The 18,425-nt window shown below is 30.3% G+C and carries 20 protein-coding genes; 9 read left to right on the top strand and 11 right to left on the bottom strand.

The genetic code is table 11. The annotated features are described in order from the left end of the window. Positions 1 to 3 precede the first annotated feature (3 nt). Genes BLU40_RS01150 through BLU40_RS01140 form a run of 3 tightly spaced genes read right to left on the bottom strand, consistent with a single transcriptional unit; the run spans position 4 to position 2,545 of the window. Complete coding sequence (locus BLU40_RS01150) at positions 4 to 963, bottom strand: formylglycine-generating enzyme family protein (protein ID WP_090118871.1); 960 nt, start codon at positions 961 to 963, stop codon at positions 4 to 6. Positions 964 to 981: 18 nt separating this feature from the next. Then, positions 982 to 1,575 (bottom strand): YceI family protein, encoded by a 594-nt coding sequence (locus BLU40_RS01145; RefSeq protein WP_090118869.1) that lies wholly within the window; start codon positions 1,573 to 1,575, stop codon positions 982 to 984. 4 nt (positions 1,576 to 1,579) lie between these two features. Further along, entirely contained in the window at positions 1,580 to 2,545 is a 966-nt protein-coding gene (locus BLU40_RS01140) for an FAD:protein FMN transferase (RefSeq protein ID WP_175454722.1), read from the bottom strand. 182 nt (positions 2,546 to 2,727) lie between these two features. Here BLU40_RS01140 and BLU40_RS01135 point away from each other — a divergent pair, with 182 nt between their 5' ends. Genes BLU40_RS01135 through BLU40_RS01120 form a run of 4 tightly spaced genes read left to right on the top strand, consistent with a single transcriptional unit; the run spans position 2,728 to position 5,530 of the window. Then, the gene (locus BLU40_RS01135) at positions 2,728 to 3,471 is read left to right on the top strand and encodes a helix-turn-helix domain-containing protein (protein ID WP_090118865.1); all 744 of its coding nucleotides are present in this window, start codon (positions 2,728 to 2,730) and stop codon (positions 3,469 to 3,471) included. A gap of 15 nt (positions 3,472 to 3,486) precedes the next feature. Next, positions 3,487 to 3,729 (top strand): VF530 family protein, encoded by a 243-nt coding sequence (locus tag BLU40_RS01130; protein ID WP_090118863.1) that lies wholly within the window; start codon positions 3,487 to 3,489, stop codon positions 3,727 to 3,729. Further along, on the top strand, positions 3,730 to 4,251 hold the full coding sequence (locus BLU40_RS01125) for a TlpA family protein disulfide reductase (RefSeq protein WP_090118861.1): 522 nt from the start codon (positions 3,730 to 3,732) through the stop codon (positions 4,249 to 4,251). It begins immediately after the preceding gene. Positions 4,252 to 4,297: 46 nt separating this feature from the next. Then, positions 4,298 to 5,530: a DEAD/DEAH box helicase gene (locus tag BLU40_RS01120; protein ID WP_090118859.1), complete on the top strand. Its 1,233-nt coding sequence runs from the start codon at positions 4,298 to 4,300 to the stop codon at positions 5,528 to 5,530. On the opposite strand, the gene BLU40_RS01115 is transcribed toward BLU40_RS01120, so the two are convergent. The 3 genes from BLU40_RS01115 to rlmF form a co-directional block, all read right to left on the bottom strand. Continuing rightward, a complete protein-coding gene (locus tag BLU40_RS01115; protein WP_090118857.1) occupies positions 5,531 to 6,583 on the bottom strand; it encodes a sugar phosphate isomerase/epimerase family protein in 1,053 nt (350 codons plus the stop codon). It lies immediately after the preceding gene. Between the two features lie 103 nt (positions 6,584 to 6,686). After that, complete coding sequence (locus BLU40_RS01110) at positions 6,687 to 7,829, bottom strand: Gfo/Idh/MocA family protein (RefSeq protein WP_090118855.1); 1,143 nt, start codon at positions 7,827 to 7,829, stop codon at positions 6,687 to 6,689. A gap of 76 nt (positions 7,830 to 7,905) precedes the next feature. After that, positions 7,906 to 8,862 (bottom strand): 23S rRNA (adenine(1618)-N(6))-methyltransferase RlmF, encoded by a 957-nt coding sequence (rlmF, locus tag BLU40_RS01105; RefSeq protein WP_245729871.1) that lies wholly within the window; start codon positions 8,860 to 8,862, stop codon positions 7,906 to 7,908. An 85-nt stretch (positions 8,863 to 8,947) separates the two neighbouring features. Here rlmF and BLU40_RS01100 point away from each other — a divergent pair, with 85 nt between their 5' ends. From BLU40_RS01100 to BLU40_RS01085, 4 genes are all read left to right on the top strand, one after another. Next, on the top strand, positions 8,948 to 9,526 hold the full coding sequence (locus tag BLU40_RS01100) for a TetR/AcrR family transcriptional regulator (protein ID WP_090118851.1): 579 nt from the start codon (positions 8,948 to 8,950) through the stop codon (positions 9,524 to 9,526). 2 nt (positions 9,527 to 9,528) lie between these two features. Continuing rightward, a complete protein-coding gene (locus BLU40_RS01095) occupies positions 9,529 to 10,194 on the top strand; it encodes a Rossmann-fold NAD(P)-binding domain-containing protein (RefSeq protein ID WP_090118849.1) in 666 nt (221 codons plus the stop codon). Between the two features lie 4 nt (positions 10,195 to 10,198). After that, a complete protein-coding gene (locus tag BLU40_RS01090) occupies positions 10,199 to 10,831 on the top strand; it encodes a nitroreductase family protein (protein WP_090118847.1) in 633 nt (210 codons plus the stop codon). A 133-nt stretch (positions 10,832 to 10,964) separates the two neighbouring features. Beyond that, positions 10,965 to 12,131 carry an iron-containing alcohol dehydrogenase gene (locus BLU40_RS01085; RefSeq protein ID WP_090118845.1) on the top strand — a complete coding sequence of 389 codons (1,167 nt, stop codon included), beginning with the start codon at positions 10,965 to 10,967 and terminating at the stop codon, positions 12,129 to 12,131. A 137-nt stretch (positions 12,132 to 12,268) separates the two neighbouring features. Here BLU40_RS01085 and BLU40_RS01080 read toward each other — a convergent pair whose 3' ends face one another. Next, positions 12,269 to 13,255, bottom strand: a complete 987-nt coding sequence (locus tag BLU40_RS01080; RefSeq protein WP_090120274.1) for a YhdH/YhfP family quinone oxidoreductase — start codon at positions 13,253 to 13,255, stop codon at positions 12,269 to 12,271. A 146-nt stretch (positions 13,256 to 13,401) separates the two neighbouring features. On the opposite strand from BLU40_RS01080, the gene BLU40_RS01075 reads away from it, so the two are divergent. Continuing rightward, a complete protein-coding gene (locus tag BLU40_RS01075; RefSeq protein WP_090118843.1) occupies positions 13,402 to 13,728 on the top strand; it encodes a winged helix-turn-helix transcriptional regulator in 327 nt (108 codons plus the stop codon). Positions 13,729 to 13,853: 125 nt separating this feature from the next. On the opposite strand, the gene BLU40_RS01070 is transcribed toward BLU40_RS01075, so the two are convergent. The 4 genes from BLU40_RS01070 to BLU40_RS01055 all read right to left on the bottom strand — a co-directional run bounded on the left by BLU40_RS01070 (position 13,854) and on the right by BLU40_RS01055 (position 18,128). After that, complete coding sequence (locus BLU40_RS01070) at positions 13,854 to 14,435, bottom strand: GNAT family N-acetyltransferase (RefSeq protein ID WP_090118841.1); 582 nt, start codon at positions 14,433 to 14,435, stop codon at positions 13,854 to 13,856. 32 nt (positions 14,436 to 14,467) lie between these two features. Beyond that, positions 14,468 to 15,148, bottom strand: a complete 681-nt coding sequence (gene rsmI, locus BLU40_RS01065; RefSeq protein ID WP_262493695.1) for a 16S rRNA (cytidine(1402)-2'-O)-methyltransferase — start codon at positions 15,146 to 15,148, stop codon at positions 14,468 to 14,470. Positions 15,149 to 15,174: 26 nt separating this feature from the next. Next, positions 15,175 to 16,263, bottom strand: a complete 1,089-nt coding sequence (locus BLU40_RS01060; protein WP_090118839.1) for a radical SAM/SPASM domain-containing protein — start codon at positions 16,261 to 16,263, stop codon at positions 15,175 to 15,177. Between the two features lie 65 nt (positions 16,264 to 16,328). Continuing rightward, complete coding sequence (locus BLU40_RS01055; RefSeq protein ID WP_090118837.1) at positions 16,329 to 18,128, bottom strand: AMP-dependent synthetase/ligase; 1,800 nt, start codon at positions 18,126 to 18,128, stop codon at positions 16,329 to 16,331. Between the last annotated feature and the right edge of the window lie 297 nt (positions 18,129 to 18,425).

Below are 18,425 nucleotides of genomic sequence, written 5' to 3'. Positions count from 1 at the left end.
AGGTTATTCTAACATTGAAGAAAAAAACATTTCTGCATCTTCTTTACTTGGTTGTTCTAACGGTCTTACCAATCTAAAACCTACAAACTCCGAATCTGTATTCCACCAAAAACTTTTTGGTAATTGAGGATCTCTTGCTTTCCAATCGTCTGTTGAAGTAATTCTATTTGTACTTCTACATCCTGTTTCATCATCTATAAACGAACCTCCACGAACTGATCTTGGATATAAAGCATCTGGCATTCCTCGAGGATCTTTTTCTCCATCTTTTATTTGCGTATAAAAATCTTCGTAATATTGATCTAAACACCATTCTGAAACGTTTCCATAAATATCATACAATCCGTTAGGATTTGGCTTTTTCATACCAACTTCATGAAGTTGACCTTCTGCATTCTCTGCATACCAAGCATATTCTTTTAATTCTTTTTTCTTTTTCCCAAAAAAGTAAGGAGTTTCACTACCTGCTTTTGCGGCTAATTCCCATTCTGCTTCGGTAGGAATTCTATAAAAAACACCTGTTCTTTTATACAACCAACGACAGTATGATAAAGCTCCGTATTGTGTTAAACCAACGGTCGGTTTCATATCTTCATCTTCTAATCCTTTTGAAGGATCTTCATAAGGGCTAGATGGTCTAGAAATTACTTCAGGATTCAATTTTCCATTTGCTAATCTATCTCTAGTAGCATCGGTAAATAATAAAAATTCTTTGTGTGTTACTTCATATGCTCCCATCCAAAAAGAACTAATTTCTACTTTTTTTTGAGGTAACTCATCAGCTTCTTTTTTCTTGTCTTTTTTTGAAGCTCCTAACATAAAAGTACCTCCTTTAATTGGCACCATTTTAAAAGAAACATCTGTACCTTCAATTTTTTGGGTATATGGTTTAAAATTGTCTTGAGCAAAGCTATTTGTTGTTGAAAAAGCAAGTGCCACAACTAATAATTTAAAAAATTTCATATAAATATAATTAGGGTATTATTGTTTTATAAAACTAACATTAAACTTTACGTTTAACTCGTCTTTTGTTTTTAATTTACCAAAAAATGCCGTTGGCTTTACAATGTTAAACATAGACATTGTTACATCTTTATTTCCTTCAAAAGAAATTGTTTTCATATCAGCACTTAAAGAACCATTTAATAAAACCGTAAAAGGTTTTTCTACGCCAGCAGCAGCAATTGTTCCTTCACACTCTAGCACAAATTTATTTTCTTTTACCGAAGTAATTTTATTTTTAGATGACTTAAAAATTACCAATGGATTAGCAGTACTTAATAATGCTTTCTTAATTTTAGAATTCATTATTGGGCCTCTTCCACTTTCCATTTTATCTACCGGAAAACTAAATTCTAAATTAGAGTAAAGCATAGCTCCAACTTCCATTTTAAACTCATTAACCGAAGTAAAACTACCCGTTGCTTCTTTAACTTCTGCAGACCATTCACTAACAGTTGAAGAACCATCAACTTTCATTGTAGATTCTTTTGTAAGTGTATATTTTGCTTGTGAATTTATTGTATTACTTACCAATAGTAAGGTTACAAATAGTGTGAATATTTTTAATTTCATTCTATTATAATTTATTGTTTAAGAAATTATTTGTCTCAAAAATTGTTCCGTTGTTATTAAATAGTAAGATTTCTACATCTTTATAATTATTCAATATTTTTTCAATTTCATTTTTAGCTATTACAACATTAAACGTTGATGCTAAATAATCTGCCGTAGTCGCATTTTTAGCAATTACAGAAGATGTTACATTGTGCGTTATTGGCGTTGCTGTTTTTGGGTTTATTATATGAGAATATTTTTTCCCTTCAATAACCCTATACCTATATGTATTACCAGATGTAGCAATTGCTTGGCCAGATTTTAAGCTAACAACATAGTTTTTACTATTACTTGCTGAAACCCCAACAACCCATAAATCACTACCTTCTGGCTTGCCAGAAACTCGAATATCACCAGCAGCTTCAACCAAAAAATTAGAAATATTTTTACTTTTTAAAAAGTTAAAAACCTCATCAATTATATAGCCTTTTGCAATTCCGTTTATATCTAGTTTACTCTTTCGTTTTAAAAAAATTTCCTTGTTATTAATATTTAATACAGAATTTAACCCAATAGTTTTTGCCTTTTTTTGTAAACATTTATTTGAAGGAAGTCTTTTTCGCTTTTCTGCTTTATTCCAAAAATCCATTAAAGGTTTTACTGAAATATCGAAATAACCATTTGTTTTTTTGAAGGCAATTTGAGAAGCTTCTATTACTTGAAGTAATTCAACGGAAGTATTTTTAAGCTTACCTTTTTTATTTAGTCTATTAATTTTACTAGACTTTATATAGCTGCTTAAAATTTCATTTAAAGAATCTACTAATAAATAGGATTGTTTAGCAATTAAATCTGCTTTGCTCTTTTCTGAAGTATAAAAAACAAGCTTAAAATTTCCGCCTAGCTTATTTTCATTGTAAGAAAACTTTTTTGCATAGCTACTTAACACTGAAAAAACAGCAATAACCAACAATACTTTTTTATACAATTTAGCGCCAGATTTCACCTTAATAAATGATAACTTAATTACAATTGCTCAAAGTTATTTTAATAAACACATTCTTTATATGAATAAATTATCTTTTTTTTGTAAAATATAACCAATTTAAAATATACTTTCGTTATAAATTAGCACTTTAGAGAAAAGTAAAAAGAATAAAATACCCATAAATGTATACAGAACACTTATTATCTCAGAAGTTAAACTCCATTAATTTTACTCAAAATTTGTTTGAACAAACCAACGTTGGCTTTTTTGCTAAAGACATTAATGGTAAAATTATAAGCTTAAATTCTTTTATGTTATCTATATATGGCGTTGATAAAAAATCGATTGTTTTAGGAAAAACAGATTTTGATTTTTTACCTGATCATTTTGCAAAGTCTATTACCAAAGATGATTTTTATGTTCTAGAAAAAGGAAAAGCAATAATTGATAAAATTGAAATGGTTCCTTTTATAGATTTTAAAACTTATTGGTTAAAAACATCAAAGCACCCAATTTTTGACAATAAAAATAACGTTGTTGGTTTAATTGGTATTACTTCAAAATTAAATGAATCGGGTACCTACACTTTCAAAAATAAAAACCTAATTAAGGTTTTAAAATATATGGAAGCAAATATTGATAAAAAAATATCTTTAGATCAACTTTGTGATATTGCTTTAATGTCTAAAACTTCTCTTTTGCGTCATTTTAAAGACGATTTTCAAATATCTCCAATGGCCTATTTAAAAAAAGTTCGCTTACATTTGGCTTGTAAAATGCTTAGGAACTCAAATAAGGACTTACTTTCAATAGCGTATGCTTGCGGTTACTACGATCAAAGTCATTTTAATAAAGATTTTAAAGCTATTTTAAATGAAACACCAAAAAAATATAAGGCTAGGTTTGAAGCCATAATTAAAGATTAGTTTATATTCGTAAAAATGATAAAAAACAAAAAACCAGCAGAACAACAGCCAAATAATCCACTACACGGAGTTAAACTAGCTGAAATAGTTCAATATTTAGTTTCAACCTATGGTTGGAAAGAACTTGGAGCTATTGTTAAAATTAATAGTTTTAATAATAACCCAACTATAAAATCGAGTCTTAAATTTTTAAGAAAAACTGAGTGGGCTAGAGAAAAGGTTGAAAAACTATACTTACAAACTATAAAAAACGAATAAATGAAACGGCTATTTACTATTATAACCATTCTATTTATAAACCTTTCATTTGCTCAAAATACAGACAATAGAGGTTATAAAGTTAAAGTTGGAGATATGTCTCCAGAAATTTCACTTAACCTATTAGATGATACACCAATAACAAATCAATCTTTAAAAGGTAAAGTAACTGTATTACAATTTACAGCATCTTGGTGCAGCGTTTGTATTAAAGAAATGCCCCATTTAGAAAAACAAGTTTGGCAACGTTTTAAAAATGAAGACTTTATTTTAATTGGAGTAGACTTAAAAGAAACTCCTGAAAAAGTAGAAAAATTTATTAAAAAAACCAACATAACCTATCCTGTTGCTATTGATAAAGATGGTTCTTTATTTGATAGTTTTACAGTTAAAAATGCAGGTGTAACTAGAAATATTGTACTTAATAAAAAAGGTGAAATTATATTTTTAACTCGTTTATACAATGTTGAAGAGTTTAATAAAATGGTTGAAATTATTGATAACGAATTAAAAAAAGGATAAATCAACTAATACTGTATCTTTGCAAAAACTTGTTTAAACAATATCTATGCAATTTACAGACTTAAAGCTAAACAAACCTATTCTAAAAGCTGTTTCAGAAAAAAACTATACTGAGCCTACAGCTATTCAGAAAAAAGCGATACCATTAATTTTAGAAAAAAAAGATGTTATTGCTTCTGCGCAAACCGGAACAGGTAAAACTGCGGCTTTTGCATTACCTATTCTGCAATTGTTATTTGACAAACAAGATTCTGGTAAAAAAGGAAAAAAAATTAGAGCTTTAATTGTAAGTCCAACTAGAGAATTAGCACTTCAAATTCAAGAAAATTTTAATACTTACGGTAAATACACAAATTTAAAAAGTAGTGTTGTTTATGGAGGTACGTCTATTGAGCCTCAAATAGAAACTTTATCTAAAGGTGTTGATGTTTTAATTGCTACTCCAGGTAGGCTACTAGATTTACATAAACAAGAATGTGTTAGACTTAACCAGGTTGAAACCTTAGTTTTAGATGAAGCTGATTTAATGCTTGATATGGGCTTTATTGATGATGTTAAAAAAATCAATCGTTTATGCCCAAAAACGAAGCAAGTTTTATTGTTCTCTGCAACAATGCCAGCTAAAATTGATGAACTGGCTCTAGATGTTTTAAAAGATCCTGCTATTGTTAAAATTACAAAAGGTTCTTCCACTGCTTCTGGTGTTAATCAAAAATTATATTATGTACACAAACCTAAAAAAATTGAACTTTGTTTACACTTGTTAAGAAACACAATAAAAGGTGACATTTTAATTTTTAGACGCACAAAATTTGGAGTGGAAAAATTAGAAAAATCGCTGCAAAAAAACGGATATAAAGTAGACAGTATTCACGGAGATAAAACTCAAGCTGCAAGAGAAGATGCTTTAAATAAATTTAAAAGTAAAGAGGTAAATATATTAATTGCAACCGATGTTGCATCTCGTGGAATTGATATACAAAATTTGGATGCTGTTATTAATTTTGACATTCCAAACATTGCCGAAACTTATATACACCGAATTGGACGTACTGGTAGAGCTGGGAATACTGGAAATGCTTTCTCTTTCTGTTCTAGAGATGAAAAAGTATACATTACTGGAATTCAAAAGTTAATTAAAAAGGATATTCCTGTTGAAAAAGAACATCCTTACCCAATTGAAAAAGACAGTCCAAATATGTTTTTTAGAAAAGACAATAAAAACAAAAAAAACAGAAAATCTGCAAATTCAAAAAAGAATAAAAAACGTTGGTATTAATTACAAGCCTAATATTTTTTTCAACATTTCTTTATCAACATCTCCACCAGCAAAATCATCAAAAGCTGTTTCCGTTGCTTCAATAATATGTTTTTGAATAAATGGAGCACCTTCTTTTGCACCTTGTTCAGAACTTTTTATACAACATTCCCATTCCATAACAGCCCAAACATCGCAGCCATATTGTGTTAACTTAGAAAAAATACTAGCAAAATCTACTTGACCATCACCTAAAGAACGAAAACGTCCAGCTCTATCAATCCAATCTGCATAACCACCATAAACACCTTTTTTACCTGTAGGATTAAATTCTGCATCTTTTACGTGAAACGCTTTAATAAACTGATGATAATCATCTATATGCGCTAAATAATCCATTTGCTGTAATACATAATGACTAGGATCATACAACATATTTACACGTTTATGATTTCCAGTAGCCTCTAAAAAACGTTCAAACGAAATACCATCATGTAAATCTTCTCCAGGATGAATTTCATAACAAACATCCACTCCATTTTCATCAAAATGATTTAAAATTGGAGTCCATCTTTTTGCCAATTCTTCAAAACCCATTTCAACCAAACCTGCAGGACGTTGAGGCCAAGGATAAACAGTATGCCATAAAAATGCTCCAGAAAAAGTAGCGTGAGCTTTCAAACCTAACCTTCTACTTGCTGTACCAGCATTTTTTACTGTTTTAATAGCCCATTCTGTCCTCGCTTTTGGATTATTTCTTAATTCAGGCGGAGCAAAACCATCAAACATTGTGTCGTAAGCTGGATTTACAGCAACTAACTGCCCTTGTAAATGTGTAGAAAGCTCTGTGATTTCTAGTCCGTATGAATTTATTTTACCTTTTAAATCATCGCAATATTGTTGGCTTTCTGCCGCTTTATCTACATCAATTAAAAAAGATTCCCACGTTGGTAATTGAACTCCTTTATAGCCTAAATCTGCTGCCCATTTACACATACCATCTAAAGAATTATATGGTGCTTCACCGCCTACAAATTGAGCTAAAAATACTGCTGGTCCTTTTATTGTTTTCATGTGTTTATATTTATTGTTGTTCAATGGTCACATGCAGTTCGCAATTAATCATTCCCTTGAGTGATAAAATTATTAGCATGCTTGTTTCATCTAATTTAATTTTTTATAATTTAACCCAAGCTGAGTTGTTCTTATTGCTTTCTACTGCTCCGTAAATAAATTTCATTCCTCGCAACCCATCATAAACCGTTGGATACTGTCCTTCTAAATCTTTTTCTCCATTTATTAAAGCTAAAATATCTTTTGCAAAACCTTTATAAATAGTTGCGAAGGCTTCTAAATATCCTTCAGGGTGCCCTGCCGGAATTCGAGAAGTTTCTAATGCCATTGGATATAAACTATTTCCGTTTGGAGTATAAATTTTAACAGGTTCATCTAACCAATGTGTAATTAACTTATTAGGTTCTTCTTGATGCCATTCTATACTTCCTTTTTGACCATATACTTTAATTGCTAAGTTATTTTCTTCACCAACTGCAATTTGAGAAATAGACATTGTTCCTTTTGCTCCATTATCTAAACGAAGTAAAATATTTCCATCATCATCTAAAGTTCTTCCATCACCAAACACACCTAAATCTGCAGCCAATTCTTCAATTTTTAATCCAGTAATATATTCTACTAAATTTTCAGCGTGAGTTCCTATATCTCCCAAAGCACCACCAATTCCAGAACGTTTTGGATCGGTTCTCCAAGAAGCTTGTTTTTGTCCAGTTTTTTCTACTGAAGTTGCTAACCAACCTTGTAAATATTGCACTTGAACTTTTCTAATTCTACCAAGATCACCATTTGAAACAAGCTCTTTAGCTTGTTTTACCATTGGATGGCCTGTATAATTATGAGTTAAAGCAAAAAGTAATCCTGATTTTTCTACAATCGATTGTAATTCTTCAGCTTCTTTAAGCGTTAAAGTCATAGGTTTATCGCAAATAACATGAAAACCATTTTCCAAAGCCATTTTAGCTGGCTCAAAATGCATATGATTTGGAGTAACAATAGCCACAAAATCCATTCGTTCATTTTCTGGAAGCTCTGCTTCTTTCAGAATCATTTCTTCAAAAGTTCCGTAACAACGATCCTCTTGTAAATACAAATCCATACCAGATTTTACAGACTTTTCTGAAGAACTACTAAAAGCCCCACAAACTAATTCTATCATTCCATCAATGGAAGCTGCTTTGCGGTGAACATCACCAATAAATGAATCTCTTCCACCGCCAATCATTCCCATTTTTAATTTTCTCATATCTTTAAATTTGCTTTTTTTGAAAAACCAATGCTAAAGATATTATTTTTTAAGGAATAAACATACTAGAATTTAGCTACCACTTCCCTTTTTCTGTTGAAGTTAAAAAAGTCCAAGCAACAACACGCGTAACTTTATTTCCTTGATTCATTGGAATGGTTTTTACTTCTGTTGCTCCTAACTTTTTCAAAGATGCGTAGATACTTTGTAAGTTATCTTTGTTTGAAACCAAGGTTGTGTACCAAAAACATTGTTGTTTAAATAAAGAACTTTCATACAAAAACGTATGTACAAATGCTTTTTCACCACCTTTATACCAAAGTTCGTTGGCGTTTCCACTAAAGTTTCTTCCTTCAGAAGATGGTTGTTTTAAGCCTTTTAATTTACGTGCGTTTGCTCCCATTGCTTCATCTTTTGATTTGTAAAATGGCGGATTACACATTGCAGCAGAAAACTTGGAATTTTCATTAAAAATTCCTTTAAAAATATTGGTTTCGTCTGGTTGAAGTTTAAACTGAATAGCATCATTTAAACCATTTCTATCTATTATATTTTTGGCAATAAATATAGATTCGTTGTCTATATCAGTTCCTAAAAACTTCCAATTGTAAACTGAATTTCCTAACAATGGATACACGCAAGTTGCTCCAGTTCCAACATCAATTACATTTATATCTTCTGAAATATCAGAATCTTTTAACAAATCGGCTAAATGATGAATATAATCTACTCTACCAGGAATTGGCGGACATAAATTTTCATCAGGAAAATCCCATTCTTTAATTCTGTAATGTTTTTGCAACAAAGCAGTATTTAAACATTTTACAGCTTTAGAATTTGAAAAATCTATAGTTTCTGTTCCATATTTATTTGTAAACACAAATTCTTTTAATGCTGTATTCACTTCACACAATTCTTCTAAATTATAACCATTTTTATGTAGGTTGTTTTTATGAAGCTTACTTTCACTTTTCTTTTTGGTTCCCATTGTTTTATATCTGTTTGCAAAAGTACTACAATTAAATTTTAACATTACTTTACACTTACAAAAAGAATGAACGTTCATTTTGTAAATTATTTTTTATACATTTGCATCAGAAATTTATTAAAAATAGAAAATGGCAATACGACAAAAATGTCCGGAGAAAAGAAAATCTTTATTAAACGCTACATTAAATTTAGTGAATAATAATGGATTTCATGATGCGCCTATGAGTAAAATTGCCAAAACAGCAAATGTTTCTCCTGCAACTATTTACATTTACTTTAAAAACAAACAAGATCTTGTAGACCAACTGTATTTAGAGGTTAAAAAACATTTTAGCGAGTATGCTTTTAAAAACTATAATGAGGATTTAGGTATTGAAGATGGTTTTAAATTAATTTGGCACAACATTGCTCAATTTAAATTAGAACAAGTTGAAGAGGCTAATTTTTTATCTGCCTGTGATAATACGCCAATTATAAATGATGAAATTAGAAAGTTAGGTGTAGAATTATTAAATCCGTTAAAACTTCTTTGGGAAAAAGGCATAAAAGATAATATTTTAAAAAACCTTTCTCCTTTTACAATGTATGCCTTTACCATTTACCCATTGGCTTTTTTATTACAATGTCATCAAAAAAAACAATGCGAACTCAATTCAGAAAAAATGGACAGGGCGTATAAAGCCGCTTGGGACAGTATTAAACTTTAATAATGAAAAAAACAGCAATTATACTTGGTGCATCTGGATTAACTGGCTCAATAGTTTTAGAAAAATTATTGAATGATGAACGTTATGAAACTATAAAATTATTTTCAAGAAGTACCATAGAAAACTTACCTTCAAAAGTAATTCAGTTTACTGGAAATTTATTGGAATTAAAAAGCTTCAAACCAGATTTTACTGCTGATGAAGTATATTGTTGTATAGGAACAACTGCAAAAAAAACTCCAGATAAAACTGTTTATAAAGCCATTGATTATGGAATTCCTGTTGCTGCTGCAAAACTTTCAAAAGAAAACAATATTGAAACTTACTGTGTAGTTTCTGCCATTGGAGCAAATGCAAACAGCAGCATTTTTTATAACAAAATTAAAGGCGAAATGGAACGTGATGTGCTTTCAGAAAAAATTGAAAACACCTACATTTTACAACCTTCAATAATTGAAGGAAAAAGAAAAGAACAACGTTTAGGAGAGAAAATAGGTTTGGTAATTTTAATAATACTTCAACCTTTATTCTTCGGAAAATTAAAAAAATATAGCATTACCGAAGCTGAACATATTGCACAAGCTATGATAAACTTGGCAAATTCAACTTCTAAAACACAAATTATTACTTCAGAAAAAATAAAACAAATAGCAATAAATAAAAACTAAAAAAATGGAATTATTAGATAAATTAAATTGGAGATACGCTGCAAAGGCAATGAATGGAGAAAAAGTATCTCAAGAAAAAATTGACAATATTATTGAAGCTGCTCGTTTGGCTCCAACGTCAAGCGGTTTACAACCTTTTGAAATATTAGTAGTAACAAATCAAGAAATTAAAGAGCAAATTAGACCTGTTTCTTGGAACCAATCTATGATTACAGATTGTTCTCACTTATTGGTTTTTGCTGCTTGGGACACTTATACTGAAGACCGAATTAACACAGCATTTGATTTGGTAAATGAAGTACGTGGATTTGAAAATGAAGGTTGGGAAGCTTACCGTCAGAAATTATTAAGTTTTTACCCAAAACAAGATGCAGAAATAAACTTTAATCACGCTGCTAAACAAGCTTACATTGCTTTTAGCGCATCAATTATTGCTGCTGCTTATGAAGGTGTAGACACAACACCAATTGAAGGTTTTGAACCTGAAGCAGTAGACAAAATTTTAGGCTTACGCGAAAAAGGATTACGTAGTTGCGTTATGTTACCTGTTGGCTACAGAGACACAGAAAATGATTGGTTGGTTAACTTGAAAAAAGTTAGAAAATCTACTAAAGATTTAGTAACAGTTATTGAATAACTCAACAGCTAGATTATGTCATTCTGAACGACAGTGAAGAATCTTATCTAGTTCTAAATATATCTTGTAATAACACTTCGATTCTGCTTAGTTATCAACTAATAGTTGAGTCGAAACAACAAATAAAAAAATTATGAATAATTTTGATTTTCAAAATCCGACAAAAATTATCTTTGGAAAAGATGAAATTGCAAAAATTTCAAATGAAATTCCTGAAGGAGCAAAAGTACTCGTACTTTTTGGTGGTGGAAGTATAAAAAAGAACGGAGTTTACGAGCAAGTTTCTAATGCACTTTCAAATTTTGAAGTGATTGAATTTGGTGGAATTCCTGCAAATCCAGAATACGAAGTCCTATTAGAAGCTTTAGATATTATTAAAGCTGAAAATATTACTTTTTTATTAGCAGTTGGTGGTGGATCGGTAATTGATGGAACTAAATTTTTAGCTGCAGCAGCAAATTATAAAGGTGATAACCCTTGGGATATTTTAGCAAATAATATTAGAACTGAAGAAGGAAAAGGAATGCCTTTTGGTACTGTTTTAACTTTACCAGCAACAGGTTCTGAAATGAATTCTGGCGCTGTAGTTTCTAGAGCAGAAACAAAAGAAAAACGAGTATTAGGCGGACCAGGATTGTTTCCAAAGTTTTCAATTTTAGATCCACAAGTTGTAAAATCTATTCCAAAACGTCAAATTGCAAATGGTTTAGCCGATGCATTTACACACGTTTTAGAACAGTATATGACCTACTCTGTTGATGCAAAATTACAAGATAGATTTGCTGAAGGAATTATTCAAACATTGGTTGAAATTGCACCAACAATGCTAAAAGATGAATTTGATTACAAGGCTTCTGCAAACTTTATGTGGAGTTGTACAATGGCATTAAATGGATTGATTCAAAAAGGAGTTCCAAGTGATTGGGCAATTCATATGATTGGCCACGAATTAACCGCTTTATACGGAATTGACCACGCGAGAACATTGGCAATTATTACTGAAAGTCATTACACGGTAAACTTTGATGATAAAAAAGAAAAACTAGCGCAATATGCTGAACGTGTTTGGAATGTTAGTGAAGGAACTTTAGACGAAAAAGCAAAGGCAGGAATTGAAAAAACTACTGCGTTTTATCAATCTTTAGGAATAGACACTAAATTATCGGATTATACTGAAAACTTTGAAGGAACGGCTAAAGAAATAGCAAAACGTTTTACAGAAAGAGGCTGGAAAGGAATTGGTGAAAAAGGAAAAGTAACTCCTGAAATGGTGGAGAAAATTGTGGAAATGAGTTACTAAAAAATAGATGTCATTCTGAATGAAATGAAGAATCTATAGATTTTTCACTTCACTACGTTTTGTTCAAAATGACAAGATTGAAAACAAAAAAGCCGAAGAAAAATCTTCGGCTTTTTATCAATAGATTACTTAGATTATTAAGCAAGCTCTAAAACTGTTCTACCTTTCAATTGTCCTTTCAACATTAAGTTTAGTTTTTCGCTTAATTCATTCATAGTGATTATTGCAGGGTTATTTTGTAAATAATTTAATTTCCATTCTTTTGCAAATTTACTCCAAACTTGCTCTCTGTAGTTCATTGGGTAGTTTTGAGAATCAATTCCTATTAATGAAACTCCTCTTAAAATAAATGGGAAAACTGTTAACTCTAATTTTATGGAAGCTGCATTTCCACAAGCTGTAACCACACCTAACGGGTTTACAGATTTAATTATATTCTCTAAAATTACACCACCTACAGTGTCAATAGCACCAGCAAATTCTGGTTTTAATAATGGTCTATTTTTAAGTTCTTCAAAATCTTTTCTTAAAATTACTTCTGTAGCTCCTAAATCTAATAAATATTGCTTTTCAGTTTCTTTTCCTGTAATTGCAGCAACTTTATAACCAAGTTTATTCAAAATCATAATACTTAATGAACCAACTCCACCAGTTGCTCCAGAAACCACAATAGTTCCATCTTCTGGCTTTACTGTTTCTACCAATCTTAAAACCGACATACCAGCAGTTAAACCTGCTGTACCAATAATCATAGCTTCTTTTTTTGAAAGGTTTTCAGGTAATTTTACCACCCAATTTGCAGGAACTTTTACATACTCTGCAAAACCACCATTGGTGTTCATACCTAAATCGTAACTAGTAACTAACACCTCTTCTCCAACTTTAAATTTGTCAGATTTTGATTCAGAAATTACACCTGCAGCATCAATTCCTGGCGTGTGAGGGAAATTTCTTGTTACTCCTTTATTTCCTGCAAACGAAAGTGCGTCTTTAAAATTTAACGAACTATAACTAACCTTAATCAAAACTTCGTTTTCTTCTAATTCTTGAAAAGGCATATCTTGTATTGAAGAAACAAATTTTCCTTCAACCTCTTCTACCCTAAATGCTTTAAATGTTTCCATAAAATTCAATATTTATATTACTGTGTTTTACTATTTTTGTACAAATTTCGACCATTAAATTATTGTAAACAAGAGCTTACAATTTATGCACTAACGAACATTTTGTGCTGTTTTGTGTATTTCCTAAGTTTAAACACCGAAAAAAAATGAAAAAAAGTTATTGCCCAATAGATACTTTTATTAATGTGATTAAAGGCAAGCGAAAAAGCACTATTATTTTACATTTATCGCAAGGAAATAAACGTTACAACGAATTGGTAAAATTACTACCAGATATTAGCGAACGAATGGTTACCAAACAGCTGAAAGAATTAGAAGAAGATAAACTAATAAACCGAGAAGTATTTCCTGAAGTTCCACCAAAGGTTGAATATAGTTTAACAGAGTTAGGTCGTGAAATTCACCCTTATTTAAAAGGAATGTTTAGAGGTGGAATTTTATTTGAAAAAATGATTGATGCTGAAAAAATTTAACCTTTTTTGTCTTTCTGAACATAGCGAAGAATCTCACACAACAAATTAGGTTCTTCATTCCGTTTTACTTCATTCAGAATGACAATACTAACTTTGATTGTCATTCCTGCGTAGGCAGGAATCTACTAATTCAACCTTAAAAAGCAAATAGGAAAACCTAACGATTTGTCTTCTTTAAAAACTTTAAACCCAAATTTCTGATACAATTTTACATTCTTTTTTGAAGCCGCATCTACAATTACTGGTAATTTATTTTTCTTATGGTAGTTTTTAACTTCTAGCATTAAACGAGCTGCAGTTCCATTTCCCTTGCATTCATTTGTAACACCCATAATTAAAGGAATTATATATTTACCTTTTGGATAATTATGTTTTACTTTTTGCTGGCGTTTTAAAACCTTAAAAACACGATTAAATCCAATGCATTTATTCGCTAATTTAAAATCTAAACATATGGTTTTTAACGTTGTTTTTTCGGTGTATGGAAAAGATAAAAGTATACACGCCTGATCGTTATTTGAAATATAAATTTCACCAAAATTAAAGGCTTTTTCAAAAAGGTATTCCATTAAAATTTTCATTCGCTCAACTCTTTTTTCATCTTGTTTTACAACAAGATTAATTGAGTTTTCACCTTTTAATGGTAAAAATGCCGAAACTAATATTTCAGCTACTAAATTTTTATCGGTGTAGTTGGCTATTCTCAAATTAGATTTTTTAAATTAAGAATAACAGTTATTTATTTGGAGCTTTTACCTGCTACTACAATTACAAACTCACCTTTTGGTGCCTTTTTTGTAAAGTGAGCTGTTACCTCTGTAACGGTTCCTCTAACTGTTTCTTCGTATAGTTTTGTAAGCTCTCGCGAAACAGAAATTTGACGGTTTTCACCAAAATATTCAGTAAAACTTTTTAAGGTTTTTAATAGTTTATGAGGCGATTCATAAAAAATCATTGTTCTGGTTTCTTCAGCTAAAAATAAAAATCGTGTTTGTCGTCCTTTTTTTACTGGTAAAAAACCTTCAAACACAAATTTATCATTTGGCAAACCACTATTTACCAACGCAGGCACAAAAGCCGTTGCACCAGGTAAACATTCAATTTCAATATTACTTTCTAAACAAGCTCTACTAAGCAAAAATCCAGGATCGGAAATTGCAGGTGTACCAGCATCTGATATTAATGCTACAGATTCTCCGCTTTTAATACGTTGTACTATGTTAGCTACCGTTTTATGCTCATTGTGCATATGGTGGCTATGCATATGTGTAGAAATTTCAAAATGTTTTAATAATTTTCCACTAGTACGCGTGTCTTCGGCCAAAATTAAATCTACGTCTTTTAAAACCTTTATGGCTCTAAAAGTCATATCATCTAAATTTCCAATAGGTGTTGGCACTAAATAAAGTTTTGCTTCCAAATTATTTTACTTTTAAAAACTTCTAATTAACTATTCTCTGTAGATTTTTTTACAGGCTCAATATCTATTAAATGGCATTTATCACAAAAATTTGGAGTTTCATTTTTAAACCAAAGTTTTCTCCAATCAATCATAGATTTATTGTTAAGAATGCTCATAATGTTTTTATTAAATACATTTCCAAAATTTAACTCTTTAGGAAATGGTTTTGCACAACAAGGTGGCACATACCCATCCCAAGAAACATAAAAATGAGACCAAGGAAAAATACATTTTTTAAAACCATTATCTGTTTTAAAATTCCTGTTTGTTACATAAACACTCGGTTTATTTTTAATTTTATCTTCTAAAAGCCCAAGTGCTTCTAAAAACTCTTTAGATTTATAAAATTGATAATAGGATCTATCTATATTAGTTACTGACGCTAAGTTGAACAAGGTAAAATCTAAAAAGTCAATACCTACTTCATCTGCATAATCAACTAAATTCGGCATTTGAAAATAGTTTTCTTTAGTAACAACCATATTCAACATTAATGTTGTGTTAGAACCTTTACACAACTCTTTTAGTTTTCTTAAATTTTCATCTAATTTAGAAAAAGTGGCATTCAATCTAATTTTCTCATACACTTCATTTAAACCATCAATAGATATTTGAACAGTATCTATTTTGTTAATAATTTTTGAAGCTCTTTTTATAAATGAAGGTAAAACTGCATTGGTTGAAACCGAAATAATTATTCCTTTATTTTTTCTTTTAATATAATCTACAACTTCTTCAATTTCGTTATACATAAAGGTTTCACCCATTCCTGTTAATCCAATAGAATCTAAATAAGGCCAAAGTTGATCTATTATTTTTTTTGCTTGGTTAATATCCATTAACCCAGTATTCATTTGTTTACCGTAGGTGTATTCTCTAGGACAAGTTGTACATGCTAAATTACAAAGGTTAGTAAGTTCCAACATTATTGTTGAAGGATATGCTACTTTATGAGATTTTGTTATTTTAAAATAAAAATGCTTTACTTTATTTATTAAATACAATACTAGATATTTATTTCTAGGTAAATATTTAATTCTTCTTAAAGCCTTTTTTAACCTTCTTTTATTCATTTTAATTTAAAACTCTATTCGTATTAGCTATAACAAAATCTAATTATAACTCGTTTAAAATTCGTTTAATCTTTATACATTTTATCAATTAGCTCTTTGTATTTTTTCTGAATTACTTTACGTTTTAACTTAAGCGTAGCTGTAATTTCACCAGCTTCAATACTAAACTCTTTTGGTAATAACGTAAACTTTTTAATTTTTTCGAACTTAGAAAACTCTTGTTGTAGCTCTTCAAAACGTTTTTCAAACATATCCTTAATTTGGTTATGATTAATTAATTCTTCAACATCTTTAAAGCTTATACTGTGCTCGTCAGCATATTTTTTAATATTTTCAAAACTAGGAACCGCTAGGGCTGTTACATACTTTTGCTGATCTCCAATTACTGCAATTTGCTCGATAAATGAATCACTTACCAATGCCATTTCTAGTTTTTGAGGTGCAATATATTTACCTCCAGAAGTTTTCATTAAATCTTTAATTCTATCGGTAATTTCAAGGTTTCCTTCAGCATCTAATCTACCTGCATCTCCTGTTTTAAACCAGCCATCATTAGTAAATACTTCGGCAGTTGCTTCTGGTTTTTTATAATAACCTTGCATTACTCCAGGTCCTTTAACTAAAACCTCATTATTTTCTCCAATTTTAATTTGGGTTCCGTGAATTGCTTTACCTGCTGAATTAAACTCGTAATGTTTATAACCAAACAATGAAACTGTTGCAGTAGTTTCGGTTAAACCGTAACCACACTTTATATTTAAACCAAAAGAATAGAAAAACGATACCATATCTGCTGCTAATGGAGCTCCTCCACAAGGCATAAATTTAATTCGACCTCCAAAAACTTCTCTAAGTTTGCTCAACACCAATTTGTCGGCAATTTTAAATTTCATTTTTAATCCTAATGGAACTTTTTTATCAAGTCGTCTATGGTTATTATGATATTTATTTCCAATACCTAAAGCCCAACTAGCCATTTTCATTTTAGTTGGTGAGGCTTCTTTTCTTTTTTCTTGAATTGCTGAAAATATTTTTTCGAAAATACGAGGTACCGTACACATTACTGTTGGTTTTACCTCTTTTAAAACATCTGCTATTTTTTTAGGGTCTTGGTTAAAATAAACCTCCATACCTACGTGTAAACAGAAAAACACCCAGCTACGTTCGTAAATATGACTTAACGGTAAAAAACTAAGAGATGAATCTGTTTCGTCTACATCTAATTCAAAATCGTGTGCTTTTAGCGAAGTTGCAAAATTGTTATGATCTAACATAACTCCTTTTGGCTCTCCAGTAGTTCCTGAAGTATAAATAATACTCGCTAAATCGTTTTTAGAAAGCTCATATTCTCTTTTTTGACGTTCAATTTCAACTGTTTCTGCAAAATCTTGTTGCATAAAATGGTTAAAATAAACTGCATTAGAATGGTTTCTTAAATCTACCGTTGGTGTTAGTGCTACAATTAATTTTAAAAATTGATTTGTTTCACAAATTTCTTCAACCTTATCGAATTCTTCTTGATCGCCAACAAAAATTACGCTTACCTCGGCATCATTAACAATATACTCGGTTTCTTTTTTAGAATTGGTAGCATAAACAGGTACAGTTACTGCTCTAATACTCATTATTGCTAAATCTGCAATAATCCATTCGGGCATATTTTGTGCAAAAATAGCAATGTTATCTTGCTCTTTAATTCCAAAATTTAGTAATGCTTTTGATACTTTTTTAATTTGATCTCCAAAACTATTCCAAGAGATTCCAACCCATTTATTTGTTGAAGTATCTTTGTAATGAATGGCACTTTTATCTTGAATTCTTGAGACGTTATTCTTAATTTCAAGACCTATATGTTTGTAACTCATGAGCGGTTAAGTTTCTAAATTGCAATATACAAATTACCTAATTCAAAGCTCACAAAACTACTACTATTTAATTGTTGTTGCTAATTTGATTGTTACACTTTGCAATATTTAACTTTATTTTACAACAAAAACGCAGTTATAAGTCTTTTTGCGTTAAGGATTGAGCTTTTGTTTAAGCTCTTTTTTTGATTTTTGGAGCAAAAAAAAGCGAGTAGCGAAAGCCTGACATTTGCCAAAGCAAATGGAACGCCCAAAAAATTATGCATAACATAAAATACTATTGTTTAATTACCTAAA

The organism is Lutibacter oricola (genome assembly GCF_900106565.1).
In the GTDB taxonomy this organism is placed as follows: Bacteria; Bacteroidota; Bacteroidia; order Flavobacteriales; family Flavobacteriaceae; genus Lutibacter; species Lutibacter oricola.
The sequence above is the reverse complement of the archived record's forward strand: the minus strand, read 5'-3'. Positions and strand labels throughout refer to the sequence as shown.